Source organism: Roseomonas chloroacetimidivorans, from assembly GCF_049629625.1.
GTDB classification, from domain to species: domain Bacteria; phylum Pseudomonadota; class Alphaproteobacteria; order Acetobacterales; family Acetobacteraceae; genus Roseomonas; species Roseomonas chloroacetimidivorans.
Genome location: NZ_JBNBZS010000027.1, coordinates 42,790 through 59,703, shown reverse-complemented (window position 1 = coordinate 59,703; position 16,914 = coordinate 42,790). Strand labels below are relative to the sequence as shown.

Sequence of the window (16,914 nt, the reverse complement as noted above, 5' to 3'; positions counted from 1 at the left end):
AACCGGCTACCGACCGCCAGTGGCGCCCGACAAGACGGCCAAGTCCGCCGCACTCTCCTTTGCAGCCCGTTCCTTCCGCTCGCTGTAGCGGTCGGTCAGGTGGCCCGAGATGTCCCGCGTCAGAAGCGTGAACTTCATCAACTCCTCCATGACGTCTACCACGCGGTCGTAGAGGGGGCCCGGCTTCATGCGGCCCGCCCCGTCGAACTCCTCGTAGGCCTTGGGTACGCTGCTCTGGTTAGGGATGGTGATCATCCGCATCCAGCGGCCGAGCAGGCGCAGCGTGTTCACGGCGTTGAAGCTCTGTGAGCCGCCGGAGACCTGCATCACAGCCAGCGTGCGTCCCTGGGTCGGCCGGACGCCCCGGCTCTCCAAAGGCAGCCAGTCGATCTGGTTCTTCAGGATGCCGGTGACGGCACCGTGCCGCTCCGGGCTGCACCAGACTTGGCCCTCCGACCACAGGGAGAGCTCCCGGAGCTCGGCGACCTTGGGGTGTTCCGCGGGCACACTGTCCACAATCGGCAGGTCGCGGGGGTCGAAGACCCGCGTCTCGGCACCGAACCGGCGGAGGATACGTTCGGCCTCAAGCGTCAGGAATCGGCTGTAGGACCGCTCCCGGAGTGAGCCGTAGAGCAGCAGGATTCGCGGTGGGTGCGTGCTCGCGCCGGGGGTGCCGAGCTTCACAACGGTCGGGATGTCGAGCTGGGCTTCCGAGACGTTGGGCAGCGACAGGTCCGGAAGGTTCACGTCAGGCATTCAAGTCTCCAATCAGGCGGCGTTCACGGGCGGCGTGTCCGCCAAGGCGTCTCCAATCTCCCGGACGGCACTTCGGGCGGCCCGCGTCACCCCGGCCAGCGTGGCCGAGGCGACCCCGGTCCAGTCGCCGTTGCCGACCAGCCAGAGGCGCGGCTCGCGGACGGACCGGCCACCCCGGACCGCAATGCGCCCGTCCGGGTCCGTCGGGCTGCGGTTCCCGTCCCACCAGACGACGCCGTCCGGCTCGAAGTGCCGGAAGGGCCGGACGCTGCGCAAAGCGCTGCGGTGGCGGACCTCACGGACCGGCGGGACCAGGACGATGTCGCCCAGGCCGCCCCCGGGCGGGCCAGGGTCGCGGCCTTCCTGCTGCGCTCGCACGCGCTCCGTCCGCGGCGTGGTCATGCGACTGCCCGGTGCGCCTCAGCCTCGGGAGGCAGCGGGAAGGTCAGCGCCATGCAGGCGACCAGCATCGCCGCGGAACCCCAGAGGCATGCCTCCAGGCCACCGTGCTGGGCCAGGATGCCGGAAAGCAGGATGCCGAAGAGGCGCCCGGCGGCGTTGGCCGCGTAGTAGAAGCCGACGTCCTCGGCCGCTTTCTCCGAGCCCGCGTAAGCGAGGATCAGGTAGGAGTGCAGGGACGAGTTCACCGCGAAGGCGAAGCCGAACACCGCCAGCCCTACGACGACGACGAGGTCCGGGCGACCGATGCCAGGCACGGCCAGCAGGATGCCGAGGGCGATGGGGATGGCCGCCAGCGCCGCGGCCCAGAGCCGCGCCTCCGGCACCTCGCGAGACAGCCCGTCCGGGCTGCGGCGGATGACGGACGGAGCCAGTGCCTGCACGCCGCCGTAGCCGATGGTCCAGGCTGCGAGGAAGGTCGAGACCCCGATGAAATGCCAGCCCTGGCCGTAGAGGAAAACGGGCAGGCCGACGACGAACCAGACGTCGCGGGAGCCGAACATGAAAATGCGGGCGCCCGCCAGCAGATTGACGCCCCGGCTCTTCGCGAAGAGCTCCTTGAAGCTCTTAGACGCCTTGGCCTTGCCCAACTCCCGTGGAAGGCTGAATGCGACGCCCGCGAGGATGACCGCCAGTAGCGCTGCCAGCAGCCAGAGCGCCGGTCGGAAGCCGACGGTCTGGAGCAGGAGGCCGCCGAGGAAGAAGCCGAAGCCCTTCATGGCGTTCTTCGAGCCGGTGAACCACGCCACCCAGCGGAAGAGCTGCCCGGCGCCTTGCTTCGAGGTCGCCTTGATGGCCGACTTCGAGGCTGTCTTGGTGAGGTCCTTGGCCACGCCGGAGATGCCCTGGGCCGCCACCACCCACGCGACCGATGCCGCGGCGCCCCAGCCCGGGTCAAGGGCCGACAGCATCAGCAGGCCGACAATCTGGAGCGATAGCCCGACCGAGAGCATGCGCGGGATGCCGAAGCGCGTGGCGAGCCAGCCTCCGCCGAAGTTCGCGAAGATGCCCGCCGCTTCGTAGAGGAGGAACAGGAAGGCGAGCATGAACGGCGTGTAGCCGAGCCGATAGAAGTGCAGCAGCACCAGCATCCGCAGCGCACCGTCCGTGAGCGTGAAGCCCCAGTAGGCGCCGGTCACGACCAGGTAGTTGCGGGCGGCAGACATCACGCGCCGCGCTCGATGACGATGTTGGCTAGGTCCACCATTCGGCAGGCGTAGCCCATCTCGTTGTCGTACCAGGCGTAGACCTTCAGAAGCGTCTCGTCGGTCACCATGGTGCTGGGACCGTCGACGATGGCGCTGCGGGTGTCGTTGGCATAGTCGGCCGACACGAGGGGCCGGGTCTCGAAGCCGAGGATGCCTGCGAGCGGTCCGGCGGCGGCCGAGCGGAACAGCTCGTTCACCTCGGCCTCGGTCGTCGGGCGCTGGAGCTCGAAAACGGCGTCCGTCAGCGAGGCGTTCAGGACCGGCGCCCGGACGGCATGGCCGTTCAGGCGGCCCTGCAGCTCGGGGTAGATGAGCGAGATGGCCGTCGCGCTGCCGGTCGTGGTTGGCTGGAGGGAGAGCATGGCCGAGCGCGCCCGCCGGAGGTCCTTGTGCGGGGCGTCCACGACGACATTGGTGTTGGTCGGGTCGTGGATGGTCGTGATCTGGCCGTGCCGTATGCCGAGGGCTTCGTGGACGACCTTCACCACCGGAGCGAGGCAGTTGGTGGTGCAGGACGCGGCCGTCAGGAGGCGGTGCTGGCCCGGGTCGTAGCTGTCGTGGTTGACCCCGACCACCACGTTCAGGGCCGACCCGTCCTTCACAGGCGCCGCGACGATGACCCGCTTCACACCGCGGTCGAAGTAGCCCTGGAACTGCTCATGCTTGAGGAACTTGCCGGTGCACTCCAGGACGATGTCGCAGCCAAGGTCGCCCCAAGGCACCTTGGCCGGGGCGGCCTCCGCGCTGAAGCCGACGCGCCGGTTGCCAATGGTGATGGCGCGGTCGTCCTCCGCCCCGATCCGCTCGCGCCAGCGGCCGTGGACGCTGTCGAACTCGAGGAGATGCGCGGTCGCCGCGGCACCCCCCTTGAGCTCGTTCACGTGGACGACGTCGAGGCGGTTGCCCGCGCGCGGGTCGTCGTCTTCCCGGAAGACACCGCCCAGGCCCGCGCGGAGCGCCAGCCTGCCGATGCGGCCCATGCCGTTGATGCCGATCCGCATCTCAGCGATTCCCTTCGAGGGAGACGGGAGCTTCCCCGAGGTCGTCCAGCCGGTGCCGGAGAGACATGCGGTTCAGCGACGCGATGGGCAGGTTGGTGAAGATGCCGATGCGGCGGTGTAGCCCGGCGTAGAGCTCGTTCAGGAGCAGCGTCCGCTCGGTGGTCCCGCCCGCGAACTGGGCAGGACCCGGCAGCGGCCAGGAAGCAGTGATGGCATGTGCGCCGAAGTCCGGGCAATGCTGGCCGCGCAGGGTGTCGCAGAGGGCGATGACGAAATCCATGCGTGGCGCCTCGCCATGCGCGAAGTCGTTCCAGGACTTGCATCGCAGGCCGGACACGTCGTGTCCCAGGGCCTGGAGCTTCTCGATGACCTCGGGCATCGGCTGTGGCGCCGGGTCCGATCCGGCCGAGTAGGCCCTGAACCGGCCGTCTCGCAGCTTGTCCAGAATGGCCTCGGCCATCAGGGAGCGCGCGGAGTTCCGCGTGCACAGGAACAGCACGTTGAAGGCGGGGGTGAAGGCGGGGGTCATGCGGCCGCTCTCCTTTGGGATTTCTGGCATCGGGCGCGCGAGGTCGCCGCACAGTTCCGGGTGCCCGGAGCAGCAGGTCTCGGTCAGGAAGGTGATGAGTTCGCGGAGGGCCGCGACACGGACTGCGTGGATGATCTGGCGGCTCTGGCGCGTGGACTGGGTCAGCCCCGAGCGCTCGAGGGCGCTCAGGTGGAAGGAAGCCGTGGATGCCGGGATGCCCGCGCGCTCTGCGATCTCGCCTGCGGGCAGCCCGGTCGGTCCCGCAGACAGCAGAAGCCGCAGGACCGCGAGTCGGGTCTCCTGGGACAGTGCGGCGAAAGCCTGGGCGGCGGAAATCTCATCCATGCTTCCAGCTAGATGGAATTGTCGGGCGGCACCAGTGACGGTTCCGTGTCAGCATGAGCTCCCTAGGCGGCCTAGGCGGCGGTGTTGCCGAGCGCGATGGCGGTTCGGGTGAGTTCCTCGAGCTCCACGGTGTCGGCGGGTCGGCAGGTGCGGAAGCCGAGCGGGTTCCCGTGGCCTTCCTGCTCGCCTCAGCTGGACTCGCCTGCTTCCAGGCGTTCCGGATGGTCCGGCTGCGGTGGTCGCGCAGCGGAAGGTCTGGCGGCGACCTGCGTGGCGGCTCGTGAAGTCAGCCTGGCGGAGCGGGAGCTCAGGGGACGGTTCTTCAGCCTCCCGGTTTCGGGGGTTCGGGCGCCGAAGTTGCCGACGGAGTCTGCGTGGACGTGTCCGCGGCGCTACGACGGAAGGCCGCGTCGGTGCTGATCTGCAGGGCCAGTGCAGCCGAGAAGAGAAGCACGGACAGGATGAGGAGCGCGTGGCCCCATCGGTTCTCCCGCCGCGCCTTCGGCTGATCCAGCTGCGCCTTTTTGGCCAGGACGTCGCCAGCTTTGGCCAGGAGCTCGCGGGTGTCCGCGTCGGGGGCTGCGAGGCTCGCCAGCACGTCCCGGTGGGATTGAACGAGGTGGCCGCGGAGCACCGGGCGCAGCAACAGGTAGGCGGATCCTAACGCGGAGTAGGTCGCAAGCGCCTGGAGGATGATGATCTGGGCACCCGGGCCGAGACCGAAGACTTCCATCAGCCTTCGACCGCGTGCCCATGCGGCTTCGCCGACGCTGCCGCTCCAAGGTTCTCCCTGCGCCCTCCAGCATGGCCTTTTGCTTGGACGGCGACGAAAGCCTCCCGCCTGGGGTCGAACCGGAGCGCAGCGATGTCGTGCTGGCCTCTGGAGGCGACCCTCACCTCGAGGATATCCCCGACCGTCCGGCCAGCCAAATCGAGGACCTTGCCTGTGTTCACGCCTCCCGCGCCCTTCACCAGCCTCGCGTAACGGACATTCCCGCCCGAGCGCATCACGGGCCGCTCGTCCATCTCCGGGCGTCCGCCCTCGGGATCCCGGACGATGACCTCGTCCGCCGCGGCGCCGGGAAAGGCGGGCCAATCCACGCCGCAGGCCGCCGCGATGCGCTTCAGCAAGCCGTAGCTCGGACCGTCCCGGCCCTCGCCTTTCTCGATCGCGCTGACCCTGGCTTGTGAAACGTTGAGACGGTCCGCCAGCTGGACCTGTGTCAAGCCCGCCGCTTGGCGGAGTTCACGAACCAAGCGCCCAGCTTCAAGTGCGGCGGCTGCCTCCTCGTAGGCCGCCCGGGCACCGGGTGTGGGGAGGAGCTCCGTCAGGTCTGGCTGGACGGTCCGCAGACGGTTGTTCGATTTGTCCATGGTAGCCTCCTCCTGATCAGATCATCCTCAACCGCCGATCGGCCTCGGCCTCGAGTTGCTGGAACGTCCCGGGCGCCTCGGCCGCCACGTGCAGGACCGTGACCCTGAACGCTCCGCCCGGTGAGGCAGCGGTGTAGAACACGGCCCACCCTGCGGCCCGCTTGCAGTACAGGTCCCGCGCCGAGGTGGCCGCCTTGTCCGAGGCCGGGATCGAACCAGGGGCGCCGTAGAGCTGCAGCTCTGCCAACTCCGCCAGGGCGTGAGCGGCGTCGTCCTGGCCCACGTCGAGGAAGGCCCGGAACTCAGCCACGGCGTCGACTCCCTGATCCCTGACGAACCTCGGCGGAGGTAGCGACACACCCATCCCCTATATAATGAATTCGTTGTATCGGGCAAGCTCACTTGCGCGGGAGGCGGGCGAATCCGGCGCGCTCCCGGAGAGAGGTCACCCGCCCCACCTACGGCGGTCAACCTCGCACGGGCGCCGCGAGGCCCGCCCGCCGTCTCATGGCGCCCTGCCGGGGACCGGCCGCCCGGCAGGCGCGGCGGCGGAGCCCCGGCGCTAGGCCGCCGTCCGCCCCGCGAAGGGGATGAAGTCCCAGTCGATGGGCTGGCCAGCCATTCCGCGACGAGCATCTCCTCGTCGGTCACGAGGTGACACAGCGGCTGGGCGGCGACGAAGCCCTTTGGCCAGACCAGCTTGCCGAGGTGGTCGTCGAGCGTCTTGGCGATCTGCTCCCTCGTCGCCTCCCGCCTTGCCTCGGGTTCGAGAACGAAGTGGAAGAGGACCGCCTTGGCCTCGCGCGCCCCAACTCGGGGCCGCGGTGACACGCGCCGTCCTGATCGACCTGTATGCCTTGCCGTGGTCCGAGGCGGCCTTCCCGTGCGCCCCCAGCACCCTGTTCCTGAGCTTGGCCAGGATGCTGTCGTTGAACTCGTCCAGGCGGACGAGGCGCCCTGCTGCGGCGGGAACGCTCGGAATGTTGCCCGCCAGGTCGAACCGGCCAAATGAGCCAGGACGCCGCGGCCGGGGGCGTGTCCCCGGCGAACCCGGCCGCCAGCCGCCCGAGGCTGGTCGTCGTGTCGGCGATCGGCGCGGCGCAGATCCTCGCCTGGGGAAGCAGCTACTACCTGCCAGCCGTCCTCGCCGGGCCGATCGCAGCCGACACCGGCTGGCCGCTTGGCTGGGTCGTCGGCGCGCTGTCCATCGGCCTGCTGGTGTCCGGCCTCGTCTCGCCGCGGGTCGGCCACCTCGTCGAGCGGCACGGCGGCCGTCCGGTGCTGGCCACGAGCGCCGCGCTGCTCGCCGTCGGCCTGCTCGGCCTCGCCCTCGCGCCCAGCCTGCCGCTCTTCGTAGCCGCCTGGGCGGTCATCGGGTTCGGCATGGGGGCTGGTTGACATGCCGTGGCAGGGTGGCAGTTGAGTGAGGCCGACCGTCCTCTGCTGCAGGTCCAGCCTGCGCCGCCGCAGGAGGCATGGGACGCCTGGGAGATGGGTCTCGGCAGCGCCGTCGACCGAGCGCCCCGTGATGGCTCCCCGGAGCCGCGGCTAGGTGCTACTTCCACTACAAACCGCGCGCACCGTCACGCAGTATCACCTTCCATCGCGATGCGGCCTCTCGCACGGACACTTGCCCTTCAAGGGGGCAGGGCCCTCGCTCCGGTGGCGGACTCTGGTGGGTGCCGGGTAATCCGGCCTCCGGCGGCTCGCCCCGAACAGGGGCCCTATTCCTTTCTTGATTCGGGGCAAAATCGGCATTCAGTTACAAGGCGTTACGGGGCATTATCACTACGAATCGCGCGGAACTTCACTACAAATCGAGCTCGGAACGATACGAGTTCGCCGATAATGGCTGGGAGGCCGTGCATGAGAGGTGCTCTGGCCCGCGGATAGGCTTCCAAGAGCACCCCTGTTGGCGATTGCCCTGGGAGAGGCGTCCCGCCGCGGCGTTGAAGGCGGGCCGCCATTCACGCCTGAGCAGAGAGAGGGTCAGGGTGCCCGGGCGACCAGCAGGCGCAGCTTCTCCGTTGCCACGGCTTGGCTCTCCTCGTAATCCAGGGTCCCAGCGAAGCGCCCTGCCGCGTCCAAAAGGAACACGCTCGCGCTGTGGTCCATCGTGTACCCTCCGCCCTCGAGCGGAACGCGGCGGTACTGCACCTGGAAGGAGCGGGCGGCGCCTTCGACCTGCTGCTCGGTGCCTGTGAGCCCGACGATGCGGCTGTCGAACGGCTCGAGGTACTGGGCCAGCACCTGGGGCGTGTCCCGCTCGTGGTCCACGCTGATGAGCAACCAGTTGATGCGGTCCGCGTCCGGCCCCAGGGCGTCCATCTGGGCTGTCATGTTCGCCAGCGTGGTGGGGCAGACGTCCGGGCAGAAGGTGAAACCAAAGAACACGGCGGACGGCTTGCCAGCAAAGTCACGCTCCGTAACGGCCCGTCCCCGGTGGTCGGTCAAGGAAAACGGCCCGCCGATCGCCACAGCGGTCTGTCCCGAGGATGCCTGCCTCCGGCTGAGCGGGCCATCAGTGACAAGCCATCCGCCGCTGGTTGCGAGAACGAGAAATCCGAGGATCGCAACAGCGCACCACGTGATGCGACGCACCCAGCGCAGCATGCTCAATGCCCCTCATGAGAAGTGGCTCGGGCGCCGGGCGCCTCGACAGCCAATTCCACCGTCACTTCGCCCGCCCGCTCGAACCGCAGTGTCATGGGCACCGTCCCACCCCGACTGAACACTTCGCTTGGGCCAACCAACATTGCGTGGATGCCGCCGGGCTCCAGGCGCACGATGTCGCCCGGAGCGAGGACGAGCCCACCTTCGAGCGGCCGCATCCGCGACACCCCGCCCTGCGTGCTCGTCTGGTGGAACTCCACGGCCCTTGCCAGCGGCGAGTGAGCCGAGACCAATCGCTCGGCGGCGGCACCCGTGTTGCGTAGAGTCATATAGGCCGCAGCGGTGGGCGCACCGGAGCGGACAGCGCGCGTGAAGGGATGGTTGATCACGATATCACCAGACCGGTAGTCATGGGCGGACCCGGGCAACGGGAGGACGGTTGCCAGCAGGGCCGCCGGAAGGAATTGCCGTCTCATGGATGATGGTCCGATCTATTCGGGTCCGACAGAGGCGCTCGAGAATTCCGCGTTCTGGTAGGGGTGCCCCTGAGTATTCCTTGGACGACGTGTCCCCTTGCCGGTGGAAGCGGCACGATGCCGACATGGCAGACACTGGCGGTGCCTGCCACGCCGGTGGCCGGGCAGTGCTAGCCGTCGCCTAGAGCGCAGAGCGTCGCCATGAACCGGCGGGCCCGCTCACGCGGCGGGCTTCCAGCCGAGGAGACGCAGCGCGTTTAAGGTTACGAGCACAGTGGCGCCGGTGTCCGCCAGGATGGCTGGCCAGAGGCCGGTTATGCCCACCAGCGTGGTCACAAGGAAAACTGCCTTCAAGCCGACCGCAATCGCCACGTTGGACTTCACGTTGGCCATCGTGGCGCGCGAGAGGCCGACCAACTCGGCGACCCCGGTCACCCGGTCCTTCAGCACCGCCGCGTCCGCCGTCTCCAACGCGATGTCGGTGCCGCCGCCCATGGCGACGCCCACCGAGGCAGCTGCGAGCGCGGGGGCGTCGTTGATGCCGTCTCCCACCATAACCACCGGTCCCGCAGAGCGGAGCGCCGCGATCTCCCGCAGCTTGTCGTCCGGCAGCAGCTCGGCCTTCACATCAAGGCCGAGGCCCTTAGCGATCGCGGCACCGGTGCGGGCGTTGTCTCCAGTCAGCATGACGGACCGGATGCCCAGGGTGGACAGGGCGGCGACCCCGGAGGCGGCGTCGCCGCGCGGCTCGTCCCGCAACGCGAGGATACCCGCGAGAGCGCCGTCCGCCAGCACCGCCACCGCCGTCTTGCCCTCGGTCTCCAGTCGCGACACAGCTTGGGCGAGCGGGCCGAGATCAACTCCAGACTCTGCGGCGTGGCGCGGGCTGCCGACGCTGACCCGGCGCCCCCCGATCAGTGCCGTGACCGCCCGGCCGGGAACGGCGCCCTGCTCGGAGGCCGCGGGCGTGGGGATGCCGCGGGTTTCCGCTTCAGCCATGACGGCCTTTGCCAGCGGGTGGGACGAGCCCTGCTCCACACCAGCCGCCAAGGAGAGAAGATCGCTCTCTGACATGCCGGGCGCGGGCAGCGCGTCCGTCACCCGCGGATGGCCCTCTGTCAGTGTCCCGGTCTTGTCGAAGGCCACCGTGCGGGCCGCCCCGATCTCCTCCAGGGCAGCGCCGCCCTTGATGAGAAGCCCCCGCCGCGCACCTGATGACAGGCCGGAGGCCATCGCGGCGGGGACAGAGATCACCAGGGCGCAGGGACAGGCGATGAGCAGCACGGCCAGGCCGCGGTAGACGCTCGTCCACCAGTCCCAACCCAGCAGAAAGGGCGGAACCAGGATGACCACCAGCGAGACGACCATCGCGCCGGGCGTCCAGTAGTTCGAGAAGCGCTCGATGAAGCGCTGGGTCGGCGCGCGGGAGGCGGTCGCCTCCTCCACCATGCGGATGATGCGCGCGATGGTGTTGTCCGAGGCGGCGCGGGTGACGCGCACCCGCAGCGCGCCGTCGGCGTTGATGGACCCCGCGACGACGGCTTCCCCCGGGCCGCGCGAAACCGGTACGCTCTCGCCGGTGACCGGGCTCTCGTCCAGGGCTGACTGGCCCTCCTCGATGGTGCCGTCGCAGGGCACCCGGTCGCCCGGCCGGACGAGGACGAGGTCGCCCACCGCCAGCCGGTCGGACGGGATCTCCTCGGTCGTGCTGTCCGCGCGCAGCCGCAGCGCCGTCCGGGGCATGAGGGTGGCCAGGGCGCGGATGCCCGCCCGGGCTCGCCCAGCCGCGACGTTCTCCAGCAGCTCGCCGATGGCGAAGAGCAGGACGACCACCGCCGCCTCCTCGGCGGCACCGATGATGGCGGCTCCCACGGCGGCAGTGACCATCAAGGTTTCGATCGAGAAGGGGCTGCCCGCCATCGCGAGAGCGAAGGCGCGCCGACCGAATGGCACCAGCGCGACAGCGGTCGCGGCCAGGAACAGCGGATAGGTCAGCCGATCCGGCAGGACCAGAGACAGGGCGTAGGCCCCTAGAACGAGCCCGCCGAGCAGCCAGACGAGGCGCGCCTTACCGGTAGCGTACCAGGGCTTCGTCGCGTCTGCCGGATCCTCGTGGTCGGCGTGAGAATGGCCGAAGGCACCGCCGTGGCCATGATCTGAAGCGGCGTGCCCACCGTGGTCGTGCCCGGCATGTTCCTGGCCACCATGGTCATGCCCGCTGTGGTCATGGTCCGCGTCGTCGTGTGCAGGCCGCGCGGAGGCGGCTCGGGCTGACGCGTCGGTCGCAGGAAGGGGCTGGGCCACGTATCCAAGGGCGGAGAGGGAGCGCTCGACGTCCGCAGCGGCCGTCTGCCCAGGGGCAAGACGGAGCGTCAGCCGCTCCGCCATCAGGTTCACCGCGATGTCCGATACGCCGGGCAGGCGCTTCAGGGCACCTTCCACCTTCGCAACGCAAGACGCGCAGTCCATGCCCTCGACCCGCCAGGACACCGGCTGCCGATTCCCGCTAACCTTCTTCGTCCCGTCCATCGAGGGAACTCCTGCATGACGCCCCTTAGATGCAACCTCCAGCCACTAGAGGTTCAAGGGGGACAAGGGGGAAAATGTGAATTCCAGCTTCGTACGGCCTGCGGCCGAAGATGAGGTCCAATCCGGGACCGAAGTTTCATCCCAAGACGCTGAGTGGGAACCATAGGACTGGGCTTGGGCGTACAAGATTTGCATTCAGCGGGGTGGGCTGGTTTCGCGTAGGTCACCCTGGGCATCGCGGATGATTGACCACGCCGACTGCAGGAACAGCCCGGCGATGACGAATGCCACGGCGAGGTCCGGCCAGGCCGTGCCGGTCCACCAGACGAGGCCCGCCGCGACCACCACGGCCAGGTTGCCGATGGCGTCGTTGCGGCTGAACAGCCAGACGGCCCTGACGTTGGCGTCGCCCTCCCGGTGCGGGATGAGCACCGCCGCGGCGGCCACGTTGACCACCAGCGCAATAGCACCAAAGAGGCCCATCAGCTCGGCCTCGGGCTGGTTCAGCACCAGCACCCGGTAGCCGGTGGTGGCGAGCACGCCCACGCCGAGCACGGCGAGGAAGAGGCCCTGGATGAGGGCGGAGCGGGCGCGCCAGGCGAGGCTCCAGCCGATGGCCAGCAGGCCGAGGAAGCTGATCAGGCCATCGCCGAGGAAGTCGAGGGCGTCCGCCTTGAGCGCCTGGCTGCCGGAGATGAAGCCGCCGACCATCTCCACCAGGCCGTAGCCGACGTTGAGGCCGACCACGATCCAGAGCGCCCGGCGGTAGGCGGGCGTGATATGGGCGAGGTCCTTGGGCAGGTCGTCATCGTCGTCGCTCATCCGGTGCTCCCGAGCCAAGAACGTACCGATCCGTTCGAAGGGTGCCGGATCTGAAATAGCGGACCTTCGCGGCGCCCATGGCCATCAAGATGTCGCTTGCTACGAGGTGGCGGGCGCCTTCCGTACATTGGAAGGACCTCAGCACCGCCACCCAGATTCGCGGCCCAAGATGACCGTGAGCTCAATGCCGGGACCGCTGGCCGCTTCCGAGTTGCCGTCCAAAACCACCCGGTCATTCTGCGTCCGTCGTTCTGGCAGCGCTCGTCCGGAAGCGGTCAATCGGCAGCTTCAGGTATGAGGTGCCATTCGCTTCGGGCTTCGGCAGACGTCCGCCGCGGAGGTTCACTTGCAATGCGAAGAGCATCATCGCTGGCAGAGGAAGCGTTCGATCGCGCTCCTCCCGCAGCCGAACGAACCCGTCCTCTCCACCGCTGTCCCTTAGGTGAATGTTGGTTGCCCGCTGCTCCACTACGGTGGACTGCCAACGCGGTTCGCGCCCGCCCGGACGGTAATCGTGGCCGGTGAAGAGGCGTGTCGTCGGTGGCAATGCGAGGATGCTCTGGATGCTGCGGTACAAGGCCCGCGCGTCACCGCCGGGGAAGTCGGCTCGTGCCGTGCCCGCATCCGGCATGAAGAGGGTGTCATGCACGAACGCGGCGTCGCCAACGACGTAGGTGACCGACGCCGCGGTGTGGCCTGGGGAGAAAATCACCCTCACTTCCAAGGCGCCAAGATTGAAGCGGTGACCATCTGCAAACATGTGGTCCCAACAGTCGCGGCCACGAGCTTGGAGATCGGGGATGTTATAGATGTCCGACCAGATCGCCTGAACTGCGAGGGTCTGTTCGCCAATAGCTGTTGGAACGCCAAGGCGCTCGCCCAGGTAGGCAACGGCAGAAAGGTGGTCAGCATGTGGGTGAGTGTCGAGCACCCATTCCGGGATCAGTCCGCGCTCCCGGATATGGTTGGCAATCTCGTCGGCTGGCTGGGTCGCAAGGCTGCATGAATTGCGGTCGAAGCCCAACAAGGGGTCAATAACCGCGCATTTCCTTGTTTGCGGATCCGCCACGACGTAGGAGACGCTTCCGGTCTGATCGTCGTAAAAGCCCTGTACGATCGCCTGAGACGGCATTCTGTTCTCCCTGTTCTTGCGCGCTGTCGCCGAAGCCGCGAGTGCGGCCAACCTTGGGACACCGAGCACGATGTCTTTCGGCCAATGGCGCCCCCGACGAGGGCCGACAAGCGCTGAACCCAGCCAGGCGGAGTGGCATCCTTCGCGGTGTGTCTGACAGCGCATTAGGCGCGCTTCTTAGAAAACCACTGCGCCGCTCATCCGATGCTCCCGAGCCAGGGGAAGAGTTGGAGCATCAGGATGGCGAAGTCGGTCAGGTGGCCGGTAATCATCGCCACCCCCATCGCCACCATGACGCCGCCCGCCACGATCTGAAGAACGCGGCCGAGGAGCCGCAGGCTTCGGAACGGGCCGCGCAGGAAGGCGTCGGCGAAGGCGGCCACCAGCAGAAAGGGCACGCCCAGCCCGGCCGCGTAGGCGGCCAGGAGCACAATTCCGAGGTGGCTGATCTCGCTGGTGGCAGTCAGCGCCAGGATAGTGCCGAGAACCGGCCCAATGCAGGGCGTCCAGCCGAAGGCGAAGGCCAGCCCGAGCACGTAGGCGGAGAGCGGCGTGCCGCCGCTGAGCGTCGGCATGAAGCGGAGGTCGCGCTGCAGCGGCATCAGCCGCAGGACGCCCGCGGTCATCAGGCCGAACAGGATGACCACCATCCCGCCCACGATCCCGGCCTCGTAGCGGTAGCGCAGCAGGGCCTGACTGAGCGCCGAGGCGCCCGCGCCCATTGCCACGAAGACAGTCGCGAAGCCCAGGACGAAGCAAAGGCCGAGGCCGACCGTGGCGAGGCGACCAGGTGTCGCGCGCTCGGCGGCGACCGAGCGACCGGCGACATAGGAGACGTAGCCGGGCACCAGCGGCAGCACACAGGGCGAGAGGAACGAGACCATCCCCGCCAGGAAGGCGGTCAGGAGGCCGGACATCTGGAGGAGCGGGTTCACGGTGGTCCCGCCCTCAGGGTCGCGCCGCGGAGATCGGCGCGCCCGTCGGTTCGCTCCGCCCGCCGACGAGGAGCAGGAACGCGACGCCGACGAAGATCGCGGTGTCGGCGAGGTTGAAGGCGGGCCAGTGGTAGCCAGCCACGTGGAAGTCCAGGAAGTCCGTCACGGCGCCGTGCCGCAGCCGGTCGACGACGTTGCCCAGGGCGCCTCCCGCGATGAGGCCGACCGAGGCCGCCATCCCGGGGCGTCGGTCGCGCGTCGTCCAGATGACGAGGCCCGCGATGACGGCGAGCGCGAGGCAGGACAGGAGCCAGGGCGTCGCGGGGTGGTCCGCCGACAGCAGGCCGAAGCTGACGCCCCGGTTCCATCCCAGCACCAGGTTGAAGAACGGGGTGACGGGGATGACGCGGGGCGGATCCATGAGATGGGTCAGCACCCACCACTTCGTCGCCTGGTCCAGCGCGAAGGCCAGCGCGGCCGTCGCCGCGCCCCAGGTCCAGGCGAGGCGCGCCCTGGGCAGGCCCTCAGCCACGGACCACACCCTTGAAGCGGTACCCGAGCAGGCGCAGGGCGTTGAGGGTCACCAGCACCGTGGCGCCGGTGTCGGCCAGCACGGCGGGCCAGAGGCCGGTGATGCCGACCACCGTCGTTACCAGGAAGACCGCCTTGAGGCCGAGGGCGATGGCCACGTTCTGGTGGATGTTGGAGAGCGTCGCGCGCGACAGCCCGACCAGGGCGGCCACGTCCACGACGCGGCTGTTCAGCAGCGCCGCGTCGGCGGTCTCCAGGGCCACGTCGGTCCCGCCGCCCATGGCGATGCCGACCGAGGCGGCCGCAAGCGCGGGCGCGTCGTTGATGCCGTCGCCGACCATGGCCACGGGCGCCTTTTCCTTGAGGGCGCCGATCTCCCGCAGCTTATCCTCCGGCAGCAGCCCTGCCTGCACCTTGAGGCCGAGCGCTCCGGCGATGGCCTGCCCCGTGCAAATGTTGTCGCCGGTCAGCATGACGGACTCGATGCCGAGGGCGTCCAGTGCCCGGATACCTGCGACCGCGTCAGCCCGCGGCTGGTCACGCACCGCGATCAGGCCGGTGTGGGCGCCGTCCACGGAGACGACGACCACGGTTTTTCCTTGATTCTCCCACTCGGCGACCGCCCGCGCCGCATCGGCCGGGAGTGGCGCCTGCCCGGCGGCGTGGGAGGGCGAGCCGACGGCCACGCGCTTGCCGGTCACGACCGCCTCGACGGCCTTGCCCGGGATGGCCCGCGAATCCTTGGCCGGGCGCAGCGGGATACCGTCTGCCTCCGCCCGCTCCAGGATGGCGCGGCCAAGGGGATGGCTGGAGCCATTCTCCACGGCGGCGGCGAGGCCGAGCATGGTCCGCTCCGAGCCAGAAAGGGCGAGGAGGTCGGTCACGCGCGGGCGCCCTTCGGTCAGAGTGCCGGTCTTGTCGAAGGCGACGGTGCGGATCCGGCCGATAGTCTCCAGGGCGCCGCCCCCCTTCACCAGCAGGCCCCGCCGGGTGCCGACGGCGAGGCCGGAGGCGATGGCCGCAGGCGTCGAGAGGACGAGGGCGCAGGGGCAGGCGACCAGCAGCAGCGCCAGGCCGCGGTAGATCCAGGTGTCCCAGTCCGCACCGACAATAAGCGGCGGCGCGACGGCGACCAGGGCCGCCACGGCGACCGCGATCGGCGTGTAGATGGCCGAGAACCGCTCGATGAAGCGGGCGGTCGGCGCCTTGGCGTCCTGCGCCTCCTCCACCAGGCGGATGATGCGGGCGATGGTGTTGTCCGAGGCGGGCCGGGTCACGCGGACCTGCAGCGCGCCGGAGGCGTTGATGCTGCCCGCGAAGACAGGGGCGCCCTCGGCCTTGGGGACGGGGACGGACTCGCCGGTCACCGGGCTCTCGTCCACCTCAGATTCGCCCTCGGCCACCTCGCCGTCGGCCGAGACGCGGTCGCCCGGGCGGACCAGGACGAGGTCGCCAACCTTGAGGCTGGCCGCGGGCACCTCTCGTGCGGTGCCGTCCTCGACCAACAGAGCGGTTCTCGGCACCAGCGCGCCGAGGGCCTCGATGCCCGCGCGGGCGCGCCCGGCCGCGACGTTCTCGAGCAACTCGCCGACGGTGAAGAGGAACACCACCACGGCCGCCTCGGAGGTCGCGCCGATGGCGATGGCGCCGACGGTCGCGATCGACATCAGCATCTCGATGCTGAAGGGCGAGCCAGCGCGCGCCGCGGCGATGGCCTTGCGGCCGAAATAGACGAGGCCGAGCAAGGCGGCGGGCAGGTAAACCCAGTGGTCCAGGGCCGAAACGGCGAGCGAGACGCCGAACCCGGCCACCATAAGGGCGCCGATCGCCGCGGCGAGCCGCGCCTTCTTTCCCTGCCACCAGGACTGGCGTGGGCGAACGAGCGCCAATTTGTCGTCGGCCGCGCCAAGCTCGCCCGCGACCACCCGCGGCGCCTCGACCGGGGCGACGCTGTAGCCGAGCTTGCGGATCTGCTCCTCGACGGCCGAGCGTGGCGTGGCCGCCTCGTCCAGCCGAAAGGCCAGGACCTGGCTGTGGTAGTTGACCCGGATGTCCTCGGCCCCGCCGAAGCGGCCGACGGCCGTCTCGATCTTCGAGGCGCAGGACGGGCAGTCCATGCCCTCGACATGGTATCGCAGGGCCGACCTGGACCCGGGGGTCAGTTGAGCCGCTCCACCATCAGCCATCGCCTTCATCCCGTCCTT

The 16,914-nt window shown here is 69.2% G+C and carries 18 protein-coding genes; 2 read left to right on the top strand and 16 right to left on the bottom strand.

Going from position 1 to position 16,914, the window contains the following annotated elements:
- Positions 1 to 6: 6 nt before the first annotated feature.
- From arsH to ACO1BU_RS19965, 5 genes are read right to left on the bottom strand one after another with little or no spacing between them, the layout of a single operon-like run.
- The gene (gene arsH, locus ACO1BU_RS19985; protein ID WP_424137723.1) at positions 7 to 756 is read right to left on the bottom strand and encodes an arsenical resistance protein ArsH; all 750 of its coding nucleotides are present in this window, start codon (positions 754 to 756) and stop codon (positions 7 to 9) included.
- Between the two features lie 12 nt (positions 757 to 768).
- Entirely contained in the window at positions 769 to 1,158 is a 390-nt protein-coding gene (locus ACO1BU_RS19980; RefSeq protein ID WP_424137722.1) for a hypothetical protein, read from the bottom strand.
- Positions 1,155 to 2,381 (bottom strand): organoarsenical effux MFS transporter ArsJ, encoded by a 1,227-nt coding sequence (arsJ, locus tag ACO1BU_RS19975; protein WP_424137721.1) that lies wholly within the window; start codon positions 2,379 to 2,381, stop codon positions 1,155 to 1,157. Before arsJ ends, ACO1BU_RS19980 begins: the two co-directional genes overlap by 4 nt.
- Positions 2,381 to 3,424 carry an ArsJ-associated glyceraldehyde-3-phosphate dehydrogenase gene (locus ACO1BU_RS19970; RefSeq protein WP_424137720.1) on the bottom strand — a complete coding sequence of 348 codons (1,044 nt, stop codon included), beginning with the start codon at positions 3,422 to 3,424 and terminating at the stop codon, positions 2,381 to 2,383. The genes arsJ and ACO1BU_RS19970 overlap by 1 nt, the downstream gene beginning before the upstream one ends.
- Before the next feature lies 1 nt (position 3,425).
- Positions 3,426 to 4,298: a metalloregulator ArsR/SmtB family transcription factor gene (locus ACO1BU_RS19965; RefSeq protein ID WP_424137719.1), complete on the bottom strand. Its 873-nt coding sequence runs from the start codon at positions 4,296 to 4,298 to the stop codon at positions 3,426 to 3,428.
- 53 nt (positions 4,299 to 4,351) lie between these two features.
- Between ACO1BU_RS19965 and ACO1BU_RS19960 the strand changes: the two genes are divergently transcribed.
- Positions 4,352 to 4,582: a hypothetical protein gene (locus ACO1BU_RS19960; protein ID WP_424137718.1), complete on the top strand. Its 231-nt coding sequence runs from the start codon at positions 4,352 to 4,354 to the stop codon at positions 4,580 to 4,582.
- 38 nt (positions 4,583 to 4,620) lie between these two features.
- Here ACO1BU_RS19960 and ACO1BU_RS19955 read toward each other — a convergent pair whose 3' ends face one another.
- The 3 genes from ACO1BU_RS19955 to ACO1BU_RS19945 are packed head-to-tail and all read right to left on the bottom strand — an operon-like array spanning position 4,621 to position 5,982.
- Positions 4,621 to 5,031 carry a hypothetical protein gene (locus tag ACO1BU_RS19955; RefSeq protein ID WP_424137717.1) on the bottom strand — a complete coding sequence of 137 codons (411 nt, stop codon included), beginning with the start codon at positions 5,029 to 5,031 and terminating at the stop codon, positions 4,621 to 4,623.
- On the bottom strand, positions 5,031 to 5,672 hold the full coding sequence (locus ACO1BU_RS19950; protein WP_424137716.1) for a helix-turn-helix transcriptional regulator: 642 nt from the start codon (positions 5,670 to 5,672) through the stop codon (positions 5,031 to 5,033). Before ACO1BU_RS19950 ends, ACO1BU_RS19955 begins: the two co-directional genes overlap by 1 nt.
- Positions 5,673 to 5,688: 16 nt before the next feature.
- Entirely contained in the window at positions 5,689 to 5,982 is a 294-nt protein-coding gene (locus ACO1BU_RS19945; RefSeq protein WP_424137715.1) for a hypothetical protein, read from the bottom strand.
- 698 nt (positions 5,983 to 6,680) lie between these two features.
- Here ACO1BU_RS19945 and ACO1BU_RS19940 point away from each other — a divergent pair.
- Entirely contained in the window at positions 6,681 to 7,070 is a 390-nt protein-coding gene (locus tag ACO1BU_RS19940; protein WP_424137714.1) for an MFS transporter, read from the top strand.
- 591 nt (positions 7,071 to 7,661) lie between these two features.
- On the opposite strand, the gene ACO1BU_RS19935 is transcribed toward ACO1BU_RS19940, so the two are convergent.
- The 8 genes from ACO1BU_RS19935 to ACO1BU_RS19900 all read right to left on the bottom strand — a co-directional run bounded on the left by ACO1BU_RS19935 (position 7,662) and on the right by ACO1BU_RS19900 (position 16,905).
- Complete coding sequence (locus ACO1BU_RS19935) at positions 7,662 to 8,285, bottom strand: SCO family protein (RefSeq protein ID WP_424137713.1); 624 nt, start codon at positions 8,283 to 8,285, stop codon at positions 7,662 to 7,664.
- 2 nt (positions 8,286 to 8,287) lie between these two features.
- Positions 8,288 to 8,761, bottom strand: coding sequence for a copper chaperone PCu(A)C (locus ACO1BU_RS19930; protein ID WP_424137712.1), 474 nt, complete (start codon positions 8,759 to 8,761; stop codon positions 8,288 to 8,290).
- A 219-nt stretch (positions 8,762 to 8,980) separates the two neighbouring features.
- Positions 8,981 to 11,290, bottom strand: coding sequence for a heavy metal translocating P-type ATPase (locus ACO1BU_RS19925; protein WP_481133226.1), 2,310 nt, complete (start codon positions 11,288 to 11,290; stop codon positions 8,981 to 8,983).
- A gap of 195 nt (positions 11,291 to 11,485) precedes the next feature.
- Complete coding sequence (locus ACO1BU_RS19920) at positions 11,486 to 12,112, bottom strand: cation diffusion facilitator family transporter (RefSeq protein ID WP_424137711.1); 627 nt, start codon at positions 12,110 to 12,112, stop codon at positions 11,486 to 11,488.
- Positions 12,113 to 12,344: 232 nt separating this feature from the next.
- Positions 12,345 to 13,244, bottom strand: a complete 900-nt coding sequence (locus tag ACO1BU_RS19915; RefSeq protein WP_424137710.1) for an MBL fold metallo-hydrolase — start codon at positions 13,242 to 13,244, stop codon at positions 12,345 to 12,347.
- Positions 13,245 to 13,441: 197 nt separating this feature from the next.
- Positions 13,442 to 14,179 (bottom strand): cytochrome c biogenesis CcdA family protein, encoded by a 738-nt coding sequence (locus ACO1BU_RS19910; RefSeq protein WP_481133225.1) that lies wholly within the window; start codon positions 14,177 to 14,179, stop codon positions 13,442 to 13,444.
- A gap of 13 nt (positions 14,180 to 14,192) precedes the next feature.
- Complete coding sequence (gene lspA, locus ACO1BU_RS19905; protein WP_424137709.1) at positions 14,193 to 14,711, bottom strand: signal peptidase II; 519 nt, start codon at positions 14,709 to 14,711, stop codon at positions 14,193 to 14,195.
- A complete protein-coding gene (locus ACO1BU_RS19900) occupies positions 14,704 to 16,905 on the bottom strand; it encodes a heavy metal translocating P-type ATPase (RefSeq protein ID WP_424137708.1) in 2,202 nt (733 codons plus the stop codon). The genes lspA and ACO1BU_RS19900 overlap by 8 nt, the downstream gene beginning before the upstream one ends.
- Between the last annotated feature and the right edge of the window lie 9 nt (positions 16,906 to 16,914).